Here is a 13785-nt window from a genome sequence, read left to right as displayed (position 1 = left end):
ACGCTAGGGGCGCCATGCCGTACGAACCACCTACTCACACCGTCGAGCGCTCCCTTCGCGCCACGACCGGAGCGAAGATCATTGCCGGTGTCGACGAGGTGGGGCGCGGTGCGTGGGCCGGTCCGGTCACCGTCTGTGCCGCGATCACCGGACTGCGCCGGCCCCCGGTCGGTCTGACCGACTCCAAGCTGCTCACCATCAAGCGACGCACCGAACTCGAGGTGGAGTTGCGGACCTGGGTCACGTCCTACGCCCTGGGGCACGCCTCCCCGGAGGAGATCGACGCGCTGGGGATGACCGCCGCGCTGCGACTGGCGGCGGTGCGGGCCCTGGAGACCCTGCCCGTCCGCCCCGACGCCGTCATCCTCGACGGCAAGCACGACTATCTCGGGGCACCTTGGCGGGTTCGCACGGTGATCAAGGGCGATCAGTCCTGCGTCGCCGTCGCGGCGGCCTCGGTGCTCGCCAAGGTCCAGCGCGACAAAATGATGGCCGAACTGGGTGTCGACCATGCAGACTTCGGTTTTGCGGACAACGCCGGGTATCCCTCGCCCGTGCACAAGGCCGCACTGGAGGAGCGGGGCCCCACCCCGCACCACCGGTTGTCGTGGGCGTATCTTGATGCGCTGCCCCAGTGGCGGCACCTCAAGAAGGTCCGCAGTTGGGTGGAGGGAAGCGTTCCGGAAATCGAGGGTCAGCTCGGATTCGATTTCTGACGGTTCCGCTCGCAGGTATGTGCCACCCGCCGACGCGAGCCGCACCAACGTTTGATAAATATCAGCTCATGCCTCTCATTCCCGAGGAGCCTCAGATTCACGAGAAGGCCCAGGGTCCCCGCGCCACTCCGGCCAGTGGCCGCACCGCGCCGACCCCCCGCCCCGTACCCGGCCCCCGTCCCGCGGCTCCGCCGCGCCCCGGCCGTCCCGGCCCGGTGCGGCCGGCACCGCCGGCGCAACGCGCGTCGCGTGACACGGCCGCGGCCGCCAAACCCGGACCTTCGGGTCCGGCCGCCCCGGCCACCCCGGAAGCCACCTCGGCCACCCCGGAAGCCACCTCGGCCGCCCCGCAGATCCAGTTGATCCCGGCCACCCCCGACGGCGCGCTCGACGCCGCCGAAGAGGCCGTGGACCTGCTGCTGGACTCGGGTCGTACCCCCGGTGACGTGCTGGTGATCACCACCGGCGAACTCCACCCGTGGGCGGCCCACGAACTGTCCTTCGGCGATGCCGCCTACTGGGCGCAGCACGACGCGGGCGACGACGTCTTCTGCGCCGACGCCGCCGTCGCCGACCGTGCCGCGTCGCGGGCCGTGGTCGTGGTCGCGGTCAACGGCGGCCCCGAGGCCGCCGCTGTCACGGCCCTGACCGTGGCCCACGCCCGGGCCGGTGCCCTGCTGATCGTCTGCGGTGATCCGCAGCGGATCAACTCGGTGCTGGGCGCGGGCGTCTGAGCCCGTCCCGCCGAGCGCGGCGGACACCGGCGCGAAACAGGGGGCGCCCGGCCGGAGCCCCGGCACGGTGGCATCTTCGGCGTGCCCGGGTGTCCCGAGGACCCCGGGCGCCCGACCGGATCGGACCCGACGCGGGCAACCGGTGTACGTGCCGGCTGCCAGGACCGGTGCGCCGTACGGACACTGCCGGGCCCGAGACCCTACGGACGCTGCCGGGCCCCGGCGCGGTCGGCGCCGACGGGTCCCGCACGCCGGTCGGGTCTCGGGCGACGGGCGCCGCCGCTCGGGTGCCCCGTAGCACCCCCGGGTCCGCCCGTCCCGCGGTGCTCAGCGGGCCGCGGCGCGCCGCAGCACGTCCGAGGCGACACCGCCGGTGCGTGGCGGCGGGGGCGGCGACTCCGCCGTGGCGAAGGGCTCCGGCGCCGACGCCGCGTTGGGCCGACGCCCGCCGCGGCCCTCGCCGAGGACCTGCCAGCCGTCCCGGGTCAGCGTGATGTACGCGCCGCAGCGCAGCCCGTGCAGTGTGCACGCGTCCCGCAGCCCCCACATCCACGCGCCGTCCTCCTGCGTCCAGCGCCCGTCGCCCTCACGGCAGTAGAGCAGCACGGCGGTGCGCACCGGAGTGCGGCGCCGCAGGTCGTGCGGGATGACACGGCGCAGCTGGGAGAGCAGCGCGTTGCGGAACATCCATCCGTCGGCGGGTGAGCGGCGGCTGGTGAACGAGGCACTGGCGCGCAGCCGTTCGTCCGGGTCGAGTACGGCCACGACCGCCGTCGCCGGTTCGGGACGGTGCCGTGAGTGCAGCCCTGTGACGACCTCGCGGGGATTGCGCAGCAGTGGGATTCCGGCGGCGGCCCACTCCGCCGGTTCGAGCATGCGAGTGGCGGAAGCGGCGGACGACGAAAACGAGGCCGCCGAGGACGGAGCGAATCCGAAGGTCACGTTCCTCCCTTCGGCTACGCGCCCACACTGCGGGCAGGGTCGGATTCGGGGAGCGCGCACCGCAGCGAAGCCCTGCCGGGTCACGGAGGGCCGTGCGGGGAGCGGACTTCAATTCTTCCTGTCGAACTTGGATGCGGCAACGAGCAATTGAGACCGGGGACCCATATCGGCCGATGTGCGTTCTATATCCCTACCCGGAGTGTCACCGGGCGACGCATGGGGCACGGCGCGCGCCCCGGCCCGTTCCGGATTCGCCGATTGTCAGTGCCATCGGGTTGCATGGGGGCATGGACCACGTGGAACTCCGGACCGAAGCCGACGCCGTCCTCGCCGAGCTCGTCGGCGACCGTGAGGGCTCGGCACGGCTGCGGGAGGATCAGTGGCAGGCGGTGGCGGCCCTGGTGGAGGAGCACCGGCGGGCCCTGGTGGTGCAGCGCACCGGCTGGGGCAAGTCGGCCGTGTACTTCGTCGCCACCGCCCTGCTGCGCCGCCGTGGCGCCGGACCCACGGTGATCATCTCGCCGCTGCTGGCGCTCATGCGGAACCAGGTCGAGGCGGCCGCGCGGGCGGGGATCCGGGCGCGCACGATCAACTCGGCGAACCCGGAGGACTGGGAAGCGATCTACGGGGAGGTCGAACGGGGTGAGACGGATGTCCTCCTGGTGAGCCCGGAGCGCCTCAACTCCGTCGACTTCCGCGATCAAGTACTGCCGAAGCTCGCGGCCACCACCGGCCTGCTCGTGGTGGACGAGGCGCACTGCATCTCCGACTGGGGGCACGACTTCCGCCCCGACTACCGCAGGCTGCGCACGATGCTGGCCGAGCTGCCGGCCGGGGTGCCGGTGCTGGCCACCACGGCGACCGCCAACGCGCGGGTCACGGCCGACGTGGCCGAGCAGCTGGGCACCGGCGCCGGGGACGCTCTGGTACTGCGGGGGCCGCTCGACCGGGAGAGCCTCCGGCTGGGCGTGCTCGTGCTGCCGGACGCGGCGCACCGGCTGGCGTGGCTGGGGGAGCGGCTGGGCGAGCTGCCCGGTTCCGGGATCATCTACACCCTGACGGTGGCTGCGGCGGAGGAGGTCGCGGCGTTCCTGCGGCAGCGCGGATATCCGGTGGCCTCCTACACGGGGAAGACGGAGAACGCCGACCGGTTGCAGGCGGAGGAGGATCTGCTGGCGAACCGGGTGAAGGCACTCGTGGCGACGTCGGCGCTGGGCATGGGCTTCGACAAGCCCGACCTGGGCTTCGTCGTTCACGTGGGGTCGCCCTCGTCCCCCATCGCCTATTACCAGCAGGTGGGGCGTGCCGGTCGTGGCGTGGACCATGCGGACGTCCTGCTGCTGCCCGGGCGGGAGGACGAGGCGATCTGGGCGTACTTCGCCTCGGTGGGCTTCCCGCCGGAGGAACAGGTCCGGCGCACGCTGTCGGTGCTGGAGGAGGCGGGGCGGCCCATGTCGCTCCCGGCGCTCGAGCCGCTGGTGGACCTTCGCCGATCGCGCCTGGAGACCATGCTCAAGGTCCTGGACGTGGACGGCGCGGTCAAGCGGGTGAAGGGCGGCTGGGCCGCCACGGGACAGGCGTGGGCGTACGACGCGGAGCGGTACGCCTGGGTGGCCCGGCAGCGGCAGGCGGAGCAGCAGGCCATGCGGGACTACGTGTCCACCACGCGGTGCCGGATGGAATTCCTGCAGCGGCAGCTGGACGACGAGAAGGCGGCCCCGTGCGGTCGCTGCGACACCTGCGCCGGCCCCTGGCTCGACCCCGCCGTCTCCGCCGCGGCCCTCGCTGCGGCGACGGGCGAGCTGGACCGTCCGGGCGTGGAGGTCGAGCCGCGCAAGATGTGGCCGACCGGCCTCGCCGCGGTGGGCATGGACCTCAAGGGCCGCATTCCCGCAGGCCGGCAGGCCCTCACCGGGCGGGCACTGGGAAGGCTGTCGGACATCGGCTGGGGCAACCGGCTGCGGCCCCTCCTGTCCGCGCAGGCCGCGGACGGTCCGGTCCCGGACGACGTGCTGCGGGCCGTCGTGACGGTGCTGGCCGACTGGGCCCGCTCACCGGGTGGCTGGGCCACCGGCTCCCCCGACGCGGTGGCGAGGCCCGTGGGCGTCGTCGCCGTGCCCTCCCGCAGCCGGCCCCAGCTGGTCGCCTCACTGGCCGAGGGAGTGGCCCGGGTCGGCAGGCTCCCGCTGCTGGGCAGCCTCGCCCACACTCCCCACGCCGACGAGTACGCCGCCCACCGCAGCAACTCCGCCCAGCGGCTGCGTGCCCTGGCCGAGTCGTTCACCGTGCCCGGCGAACTCGCCGCGGCGCTGGCCGCCACGGACGGTCCGGTCCTGCTCGTCGACGACTTCACCGACTCCGGCTGGACCCTGGCCGTCGGCGCACGCCTCCTGCGGCAGGCCGGTGCCGACGAGGTGCTCCCGCTCGTCCTGGCCCTGGCCGGATAACGGGTTCCGGCCCTCGGAGGCTGTCGCCCGGCCAGGGGTCAAGGCCGGTGGGACGGCACGTCGAGCGGTTCCGCGACGACAGGGATCGCCCGGTGTGACGTGTCCCTGTCGATAGTTGTCCACAGGGCAAAGCGGAGTTTTCCGATCCGCGAGATCGTCCAGTCATGACGAACCACAGCGAAACGACTGGATCCTCCGAGAACGGCGACATCTCGCGGGCCGCGGAGCGCGGGCGGGAGCGGGCGGACGGCGCCACGCCCGAGAGCCCCGCAGACGAACACCAGGTCACCCTGCGCACCCCCGCCGAGCTCGCGGACGCCTTGCCGTACCTGCTCGGGTACCGCCCCGAGGACAGCATCGTCCTGGCGGCTCTGCGCGACAGGGACGGTCGGGGCCGGTTCGGCGGCCGCGCGCGGCTCGGCATCCCGGCGAGCCCGGACGACTGGGCGGCCGCGGCCGGACAACTGGTCCACGGCCTGGTGACCGGGAGCGAGCGCCGAGGGGCGCGGCCCGAGCAGATGGTCGCCTACCTCTGCCAGGAACCGCGCCCGGGCGAGACGGGCCGGAAGGTGATGGAGCGACTCCGGCCGCTGGCCCAGAAGCTCCGTGTCGAGTGCGGTGCCCTCGACATTCCCGTCGTCGAAGCCCTGTGCATCTCGGACGGGCGCTTCTGGTCGTACTGCTGCGACGAAGAGGCCTGCTGCCCTGCCGACGGCCTCCCCATGGGACTGCCGGGTACGTCGGTGCTGGCCGCGGCGGCCACCTACGCCGGTATCCAGGTGCGCGGCTCGCTCACCGAGCTGCGGGCCAGGATGCTTCCGAGGGAGCACGAGACGGCGGCCGAGCAGGCGGCCGCCCTGGACACGGCCGCCACGACGCTGGTCGCCAGGATCCTTGACGCCGGGGGCCGGGCGGAGGTGGCCGAGGAGACGCTGGAGACGGCGGAGCGGATCATGCGACGCCTCGCCGGGGCCCCGCCCGTGTCCGGAGCGCCGGCCGAGGATGTGCGGGACGATCGACTGCTCGGGCACGACGAGGCGGCGGCACTGATCCTGGGGCTCCAGGACCGTACGACGCGTGACCGTGCCGCCGCCTGGATGGAGGGTGCCGAGGCGGTACCCGCGATGCGCCTCTGGCGGGCCCTGGCCCGACGCTGCGTCGGGCCGTACGGCGAACACGCGGCCGCGCCCCTCACCCTCGCGGGCTGGGTCGCCTGGTCCACCGGTGACGAGCTGGAGGCGCGGGAGGCACTGGCCATGGCCCTCGGGGCGGACCCCGACTACCTCTTCGCCCGGCTCCTGCACCAGGCGTGCAACGAGGGTCTCGACCCCGAGTCGATCCGCCGCTGCCTGCGCGAGGGCAGGGAGGGCGGCCAAGGCACGGGGGACACCACCGCGGACGACGACGGACGCGGCGGTGCGGCCGTGGAAAGGGAAGGGGAAGGGGATGGGGATGGGGAACCGGACCGGCCGTCGTCCGCCGCTCCGTCCCGCCGTCGGCGCCGCGGGCGCTCGCTCGCCACGCCCTCCGGCGTACGACGCCGGACGAGGGCGGGCGGTCACCGGCCCGGGACCGAGACCATGCCTCCCCGCACCACGCCTCCCCGCACCACCCCCGGGGCCGGCCACCCCGGCGTCCCGCGCACGGGCCGGAACCGCCCCCACGCACCGGCGACGCCGGTCACCGGCCGGGAGGGCGCCTGCCCGGAGGGCGCGGGCCCGGGAGAGGGCGGGAGCCACGGGGACAGGGAGCGCTCCTGAGGCGGATGGCCGAGGCCGGGACGTACCCGGAGCCGCCGGGCGGGGAGGCGCAGGTCGGGAGGAGGTGGATCAGCGGCGAAGCGGTTGGCGAAGGGAGTGTTTATCGTCAGGCAGACGACTATGATCGCCGCATGCCCTACGACCCGTCAGCTTTTCCGCCCTTCGCCGTCACTGTGGACCTGGTCGTGCTGACCGTGCGTCGCCACTCACTGTGCGCGCTGGCGGTGCGCAGGGGCGAGCCGCCGTTCCAGGGCCGTTGGGCCCTGCCCGGTGGGTTCGTACGGGACGGCGAGGACCTGGCGCAGGCGGCGGCGCGGGAGCTGGCCGAGGAGACCGGGCTGTGCGTCCACGACCCTGCCGCACCGACCCAGGACAACGGCGCCCACCTGGAGCAGCTCGCGACGTACGGTGACCCCGAGCGCGACCCCCGCATGCGGGTGGTCAGCGTCGCCCACCTCGCGCTCGCCCCCGACCTGCCCGCGCCGCGAGCCGGTGGCGACGCCAGCAACGCCCGCTGGGCGCCGGTCGAGGAACTGCTCGAACAGAGCGGCTACGGCCGTGCCGACGAGGCGGTGGCACCGCTCGCCTTCGACCACGCCCAGATCCTGGCGGACGGCGTGGAGCGAGCCCGCTCCAAGATCGAGTACTCGTCCCTGGCCACCGCCTTCTGTCCGCCCGAGTTCACCGTGGGGGAGCTTCGCCGTGTCTACGAGGCGGTGTGGAGCGTGGCGCTCGACCCCCGCAACTTCCACCGCAAGGTGACGGGCACCCCGGGCTTCCTCGTCCCCACCGGCGGCACGACCACCCGCCAGGGCGGGCGTCCCGCCCAGCTCTTCCGCGCGGGCGGCGCGACCCTCCTCAACCCGCCGATGCTCCGTCCCGAGGTGTGACGCCGAGCCCCTGCGATGCCCGAAAAACCGGATATCACACGCTATCTTGCTACGGGTGATCCAGGCCTTCGGACTGACCAGCAACCCCCGCAAGGAGCTTCCGCCCGCCGTCGACGACGTCTCGTTCGAGGCGCGCGCGGGCCGCGTCACCGCGCTGCTCGGAGCATCGGGCGCCGGCAAGACGACGGCACTCAGACTCATGCTCGACCTTCAGCAGGGCCGTGGCCTCACCTACTTCAGAGGCCGCCCCCTGCGCCGCATCGCCCACCCCTCGCGCGAGGTCGGCGTGCTGCTGGGGGACGTTCCGGGCCACCCCGCCCGTACGGTGCGCGGCCATCTCCGCATGCTGTGCGCCGCCGCCGGCATCCCCGTCCGCAGGGCCGACGAGGTCCTGGAGTCGGTCGGTCTCCTGGGCCTGCGCGACGAACGCCTCGGCTCCCTCTCCCGGGGCATGGACCGGCGCCTCGGACTGGCCTGCGCACTGGTCCCCGACCCGCACACCCTGGTCTTCGACGACCCCGCCGCCGCCCTCTCCGGCCAGGATGCCCGAGAACTGCACGCAGCGCTGCGCGCGCATGCCGCACAGGGCGGCACGGTCCTGTTCAGCACGGCGGATCCCAAGGAGGCCGCGCGCAGCGCCGACCACGTCGTCACGCTCGAGCGGGGCAGGGTCGTCGCCGACCAGGAGGCGGCGGAGTTCTCCCGTACCCGGCTGCGCCCCCGCGTCGCCGTACGCAGCCCGCATGCCGCCCGGCTCGCGGCCCTGGTGACCAAGGAGGCACGCGCGGCACGCCGTTCCGTCGAGGTGGTACGCGAGGGCGGCAACCGGCTGGCGGTGTACGGCAGTACGTGCGCCGACATCGGCGAGACGGCCTTCCGGCACGGCATTCTCGTGCACCAACTCGCCGACGAGGTCGGTGACATGGGCCCCGGAGCCGGTGAGATCCCCGCAGCCCGGCAGCAGGAGCAACGGGAGACGGACTGCGGGCGCGCGCCGGGCACAGGCGCGCCGAGCGCGGGGAAGCCGGGCCCCGAGACGCCCGGCGCGCTCCTCCCGTCGCCCGCCACGGACGGCGACACCCCCGGAGACGGGCGTGGTGTCGGGCGCGGAGACGCGGACGACCCCGCATCGGGGACCGTCCCGAACAGAACTCCCGGCCCCCGCCAGGCCCCCGTCTCCGGTCGCCACCCCGAAGCCGCTCCCACTCCCTCCGGGCCGGCTCCCACTCCCTCCGGGCCGGCTCCCAGTCCCGCCGACCCCGCACCCGGGCCTTCCACACCCGCTCCCGGCCCCACCGCGCCTGCTCCCGGCCCCGCCGCGATCGACGCCGCTCCGCTCCGCACCCCGCGCCCGTTCCGTGCCCTCGCCCCGGGCGGCGCGCGGACCCGGGAAGCGGCCGCCACGCTGCCGCCGCCGATCTCCGTCCGCTCCGCCCCCAGCCCGCTCCGTCCGCTGCGCTATGAACTCCGTCGCGCGGTGGGCGTCCGCACCGGGTTCGTCACCGGTGCGGTCGTGCTCCTCGTGTCCGCCGTCATCGCCGTGGTCCTGGCCCGAGTCGGACACACCCCGCAGCCGCGACTCCTGGCCGCCTGGCCGCGGGAGCTGCCGCTGCCGCCCGCCGCGCTCGGTGCCGGGCTGCTCGGCGCCCTCGCGTTCGGCGACGAGTTCCGCCACCCCGCCCTGGCGGCGGACCGCGGCACCGTGCCCCGCCGCATGGGGCTGCTGACCGCCAAACTCCTCGTCTCCGCGGCCACCGCACTGCTGCTGGCCGCGCTGACGGTGGGCTGCGACGCCGAGGTGCTCCGCCTCTTCTACGGGCCGGATCTCGCCCAGGCCCCCGCCGACTGGCCCGCGCTGAGTGCCGGTTGGCTCGGACTCGTCGTCGGGTGCGCCTGGTCCGGAGTGCTCGCCGCGGGCGTCTTCCGGTCGACCACCGCAGGGCTGGCTGCGGTGGTCGCCGTCCCGGTGGTCGTCGTACCGCTCGTACAGAAGGCCTGGGAGGGCCCGTCCGTGCGGACGGCCGCCGGGCTGCCGATGCGGGTGCGCGAGGTCCTCCTGACCCAGTGGCCGTTCGGAGGCGAGCGCTACGTGGCGGAGGTGCTGCGCCTGATCGCCCAACCGGTGGGCGGCGCAATGACGTTGTCGCTGACCGCGCTGCTCTGCGCCTATCTGCTCACGACCCTGCGCAGCAGGGTTTGACGACCCCTCTCCCACCCTTCCGTTCCGGCCGTGTGCGCAACTCCCCGGGGAAAGCCCATTTCTTTCCGATAAGGCGTCAATTGCGACGGGGTGAGCGATCACCCTTTCGTGTGCTTTTCACCAAAGACCTCAAGGGAGTTGAGGTCGGCGCCGACAAAGGATGCGTGAGTACCCTTGCGCACACCATGATGACCGCCGCCCGTTCCGCCGACTCCGGCCTCGCGAACCCGGGCGAACTCGACCGCTACCCGTACGCGGAGACGCCCGCCGTCGACCGCGTCGGGGCGCCCTCCTGGGAAGGGGTGGAGCCCGAGCTGGGGCGCGTGGGCCGGCGCACCGCGGGCAACCGTGGCCGCGGACTGCACGGGCAACTCGTCCAGCAGCTGGGCCAGATGATCGTTTCCGGCGACCTGGGTGCCGACCGCCCGCTGGTGCCCGAGGAGATCGGACAGCGTTTCGAGGTCTCCCGCACCGTGGTGCGCGAGTCCCTTCGCGTGCTGGAGGCCAAGGGGCTGGTCAGCGCCCGCCCCAATGTCGGCACCCGCGTGCGTCCCGTCAGTGACTGGAACCTCCTGGATCCGGACATCATCGAGTGGCGCGCCTTCGGCCCGCAGCGCGACGACCAGCGCCGCGAGCTGAGCGAGCTGCGCTGGACGATCGAGCCGCTCGCCGCGCGCCTGGCCGCCGGGCACGGGCGCGAGGACGTCCAGCAGCGGCTGTCCGACATGGTCGGGATCATGGGCCACGCCATGGGGCAGGGCGACGCGCTCACCTTCTCGCGCGCCGATGCCGAGTTCCACACCCTGCTCATCCAGATCGCGGGCAACCGGATGCTGGACCACCTCTCCGGCATCGTCTCCGCGGCCCTCCATGTCTCCGGCGGTCCGGTCACGGGCTGTGACCGGCCGAACGACGTGTCGCTCGCGCAGCACGGCAGGATCGTCGACGCCCTCGCCACCGGTGACGGCGCGGCGGCCGAGGCGGCCATGCGTCAACTTCTGACCGTCCACCCCGAGGTGGAACGCGTGGTGCCCGCCCCTCGCGAGCACTGACCGCCTTCCGCCGAAACGGCGCGGTCCGGGCACGCCAAACCCCTCCTGTGGCTGTGGCCGGCCATCGCCGCCACCTTCGGACCCCGCGGAGCCGCTCGCGGTTCCACGGGGTCCGAAGGTGTGATGAGCAGCCTGAGCCTTCCTCGGGCGGTCGGAAGGTACGAGTTGATGACCTTGTTTATCCGTATCTGACCAATTTTGATCGCTTACGGGGTGTGACTCGGGCCACGCGGATTGGGCGTAACGCTCTTGGGAACAACACGATGACCTAAGAGGTGACAGCCGCGGAGGGAATACGGACGCCGTTCACGGCGCTGTGCATCTCCCCGGCCCGCCCGCACCGTCGGCCCATTCCCAAGCCGGTGGTCGGCCCCTGTCCGCCGTGGACGGGGCCGGAAGCCGTTTTTCAACGTTCCGAGAGGTTGTTCGTGTCGGCCAGCACATCCCGTACGCTCCCGCCGGAGATCGCCGAGTCCGTCTCTGTCATGGCGCTCATCGAGCGGGGAAAGGCTGAGGGGCAGATCGCCGGCGATGACGTGCGTCGGGCCTTCGAAGCTGACCAGATTCCGGCCACTCAGTGGAAGAACGTACTGCGCAGCCTCAACCAGATCCTCGAGGAAGAGGGTGTGACGCTGATGGTCAGTGCCGCAGAGCCCAAGCGCACCCGAAAGAGCGTCGCAGCGAAGAGTCCCGCCAAGCGCACCGCCACGAAGGCGGTCGCGGCGAAGCCGGTGACCAGCAGGAAGGCGGCCGCTCCCGCCGCCCCGGCGGCGCCCGCGACCGAGCCCGCCGCCGTCGAGGAAGAGGCGCCCGCCAAGAAGGCGGCGGCCAAGAAGACGACCGCCAAGAAGGCGACGGCGAAGAAGACCACCGCCAAGAAGACGGCGGCCAAGAAGACCACCGCCAAGAAGGAAGACGGCGAGCTTCTCGAGGACGAGGCGACCGAGGAGCCGAAGGCCGCGACGGAGGAGCCCGAGGGCACCGAGAACGCGGGCTTCGTGCTGTCCGACGAGGACGAGGACGACGCCCCGGCCCAGCAGGTCGCCGCGGCCGGTGCCACCGCCGACCCGGTCAAGGACTACCTCAAGCAGATCGGCAAGGTCCCCCTGCTCAACGCCGAGCAGGAGGTCGAGCTCGCCAAGCGCATCGAGGCCGGTCTGTTCGCCGAGGACAAGCTGGCGAACTCCGACAAGCTGGCGCCCAAGCTCAAGCGCGAGCTGGAGATCATCGCCGAGGACGGCCGCCGCGCCAAGAACCACCTGCTGGAGGCCAACCTCCGCCTGGTGGTCTCGCTGGCCAAGCGCTACACCGGCCGCGGCATGCTCTTCCTGGACCTCATCCAGGAGGGCAACCTCGGTCTGATCCGCGCCGTGGAGAAGTTCGACTACACCAAGGGCTACAAGTTCTCCACGTACGCCACCTGGTGGATCCGCCAGGCGATCACCCGCGCGATGGCCGACCAGGCCCGCACCATCCGTATCCCGGTGCACATGGTCGAGGTCATCAACAAGCTCGCGCGCGTGCAGCGCCAGATGCTCCAGGACCTGGGCCGCGAGCCCACCCCGGAGGAGCTGGCCAAGGAGCTCGACATGACCCCGGAGAAGGTCATCGAGGTCCAGAAGTACGGTCGCGAGCCCATCTCGCTGCACACGCCGCTGGGCGAGGACGGCGACAGCGAGTTCGGTGACCTCATCGAGGACTCCGAGGCGGTCGTCCCGGCCGACGCGGTCAGCTTCACACTCCTGCAGGAGCAGCTGCACTCCGTTCTCGACACCCTGTCCGAGCGCGAGGCGGGCGTCGTCTCCATGCGCTTCGGGCTCACCGACGGTCAGCCGAAGACCCTCGACGAGATCGGCAAGGTGTACGGCGTCACGCGTGAGCGCATCCGCCAGATCGAGTCGAAGACCATGTCGAAGCTGCGTCACCCCTCGCGCTCGCAGGTGCTGCGCGACTACCTCGACTAGGTCGTGGCCGACAGTACGGACCGGCAGTAGAGCGGACGGTACGAGCGACTGAGGCCCGGTCCCGCCAGGTGCGGGACCGGGCCTCAGTGCTGGGCAGCGGGTGCGCGGCACGGCGTACTGGATCACTCTGGGTGTCCCATGACCACCTAGGAGTGAGGAGCCCGCATGCGTCGTCTCTTTGCCCGGACACTGGCCCGGCCGCTGGTGCTGGCGGCCGCGGCGACCGCGATACCGCTGGGGTCCGCCGCCCCCGCGGCCGCCGACAGCATCGTCGTCGGAGGCTTTCCGGTCGAGGTGTCCGACAGTCCGTGGACCGTCGCCCTGTCCAGTCGTGACCGGTTCGGGGGTACGCGGGCGGGACAGTTCTGCGGCGGAGTGGCCGTCGGCCGGACCACCGTGCTCACGGCGGCCCACTGCCTGGGGGAGGAGGTGCTCGGGTCGCCGCCGGAACAGGTGGAGGACCTGAGGGTCATCGCGGGCCGCACCGACCTGCTGTCGGACCGGGGCCAGGAGATCCCCGTCCGCTCCGTGTGGGTGAATCCGGAGCACGACGACGGCACCAACGCCGGCGACTTCGCGGTGCTCACGCTCTCCGAAGCCCTCCCCGCCGGCTCGGTCATAGGGATGGCGGCGGAAGGCGACCCGGCGTACACACCGGACACCGGGGCCCTTGTCTACGGCTGGGGGGACACCTCGGGCGCCGGAGACTACGCGAACGGCCTGCACGCGTCCCGGGTGCGCGTACTCCCCGACGCGTCCTGCGAGCGGGCGTATCCGGGCGATGACGACGGCCACTACCTCCCGAGCACCATGCTCTGTGCCGGGGAGGAGGCCGGGGGCCGTGACGCCTGTCAGGGGGACAGCGGAGGACCGCTGGTCGGCCGGGGCAGGCTCATCGGTCTCGTGTCCTGGGGGAGCGGCTGTGGGCGCCCGGGCAGTCCCGGGGTGTACACGCGCGTCTCCTCGATACTGCGGACGCTGGGCTGGGACGGCACGGCCGCGCGGCAGCGCGGTGGCGTCTGACGGCCGCTGAGAGCCTTTCGGGTACGAGCACGGGCGGCCGCCTCCGGAATCCGGAGG

10 protein-coding genes are annotated in these 13785 nt (G+C 72.9%); 9 read left to right on the top strand and 1 reads right to left on the bottom strand.

All coding sequences use genetic code 11. The annotated features are described in order from the left end of the window. The first annotated feature begins 14 nt into the window (after positions 1–14). Positions 15–716 carry a ribonuclease HII gene (locus tag ACFV9J_RS32345; RefSeq protein WP_356862382.1) on the top strand — a complete coding sequence of 234 codons (702 nt, stop codon included), beginning with the start codon at positions 15–17 and terminating at the stop codon, positions 714–716. A gap of 68 nt (positions 717–784) precedes the next feature. Then, positions 785–1450: a hypothetical protein gene (locus ACFV9J_RS32340; protein WP_385360170.1), complete on the top strand. Its 666-nt coding sequence runs from the start codon at positions 785–787 to the stop codon at positions 1448–1450. Between the two features lie 327 nt (positions 1451–1777). Here the strand turns inward: ACFV9J_RS32340 and ACFV9J_RS32335 are convergent, their stop codons facing one another. Further along, positions 1778–2392 (bottom strand): hypothetical protein, encoded by a 615-nt coding sequence (locus ACFV9J_RS32335; protein ID WP_385360168.1) that lies wholly within the window; start codon positions 2390–2392, stop codon positions 1778–1780. Positions 2393–2679: 287 nt separating this feature from the next. Here ACFV9J_RS32335 and ACFV9J_RS32330 point away from each other — a divergent pair, with 287 nt between their 5' ends. The 7 genes from ACFV9J_RS32330 (at position 2680) to ACFV9J_RS32300 (ending at position 13728) form a co-directional block, all read left to right on the top strand. Further along, positions 2680–4839 carry a DEAD/DEAH box helicase gene (locus ACFV9J_RS32330; RefSeq protein ID WP_385360166.1) on the top strand — a complete coding sequence of 720 codons (2160 nt, stop codon included), beginning with the start codon at positions 2680–2682 and terminating at the stop codon, positions 4837–4839. A gap of 164 nt (positions 4840–5003) precedes the next feature. Then, positions 5004–6599 carry a DUF4192 domain-containing protein gene (locus tag ACFV9J_RS32325; protein WP_385360163.1) on the top strand — a complete coding sequence of 532 codons (1596 nt, stop codon included), beginning with the start codon at positions 5004–5006 and terminating at the stop codon, positions 6597–6599. A gap of 131 nt (positions 6600–6730) precedes the next feature. Beyond that, complete coding sequence (locus ACFV9J_RS32320; protein WP_109029919.1) at positions 6731–7489, top strand: NUDIX domain-containing protein; 759 nt, start codon at positions 6731–6733, stop codon at positions 7487–7489. 55 nt (positions 7490–7544) lie between these two features. Then, positions 7545–9689: an ATP-binding cassette domain-containing protein gene (locus tag ACFV9J_RS32315; RefSeq protein WP_385360161.1), complete on the top strand. Its 2145-nt coding sequence runs from the start codon at positions 7545–7547 to the stop codon at positions 9687–9689. A 164-nt stretch (positions 9690–9853) separates the two neighbouring features. Then, the gene (whiH, locus tag ACFV9J_RS32310) at positions 9854–10741 is read left to right on the top strand and encodes a sporulation transcriptional regulator WhiH (RefSeq protein WP_385360158.1); all 888 of its coding nucleotides are present in this window, start codon (positions 9854–9856) and stop codon (positions 10739–10741) included. 428 nt (positions 10742–11169) lie between these two features. Then, positions 11170–12705: an RNA polymerase sigma factor gene (locus tag ACFV9J_RS32305; protein WP_385360155.1), complete on the top strand. Its 1536-nt coding sequence runs from the start codon at positions 11170–11172 to the stop codon at positions 12703–12705. A gap of 165 nt (positions 12706–12870) precedes the next feature. Then, positions 12871–13728, top strand: a complete 858-nt coding sequence (locus tag ACFV9J_RS32300) for a S1 family peptidase (RefSeq protein ID WP_385360154.1) — start codon at positions 12871–12873, stop codon at positions 13726–13728. Positions 13729–13785: the final 57 nt, after the last annotated feature.

It is taken from the genome of Streptomyces sp. NPDC059906, assembly GCF_042730645.1.
In the GTDB taxonomy this organism is placed as follows: Bacteria; Actinomycetota; Actinomycetes; order Streptomycetales; family Streptomycetaceae; genus Streptomyces; species Streptomyces rubrogriseus.
This window is presented reverse-complemented; position numbering and strand designations above follow the sequence as displayed.

Excerpts from the sequence above, each read along its gene's own strand:
- ACFV9J_RS32300 (WP_385360154.1), top strand. The coding sequence starts at position 12,871 with ATGCGTCGTCTCTTTGCCCGGACACTGGCCCGGCCGCTGGTGCTGGCG.
- ACFV9J_RS32325 (WP_385360163.1), top strand. The coding sequence starts at position 5,004 with ATGACGAACCACAGCGAAACGACTGGATCCTCCGAGAACGGCGACATC.
- ACFV9J_RS32340 (WP_385360170.1), top strand. The coding sequence starts at position 785 with ATGCCTCTCATTCCCGAGGAGCCTCAGATTCACGAGAAGGCCCAGGGT.
- ACFV9J_RS32320 (WP_109029919.1), top strand. The coding sequence starts at position 6,731 with ATGCCCTACGACCCGTCAGCTTTTCCGCCCTTCGCCGTCACTGTGGAC.
- ACFV9J_RS32345 (WP_356862382.1), top strand. The coding sequence starts at position 15 with ATGCCGTACGAACCACCTACTCACACCGTCGAGCGCTCCCTTCGCGCC.
- ACFV9J_RS32330 (WP_385360166.1), top strand. The coding sequence starts at position 2,680 with ATGGACCACGTGGAACTCCGGACCGAAGCCGACGCCGTCCTCGCCGAG.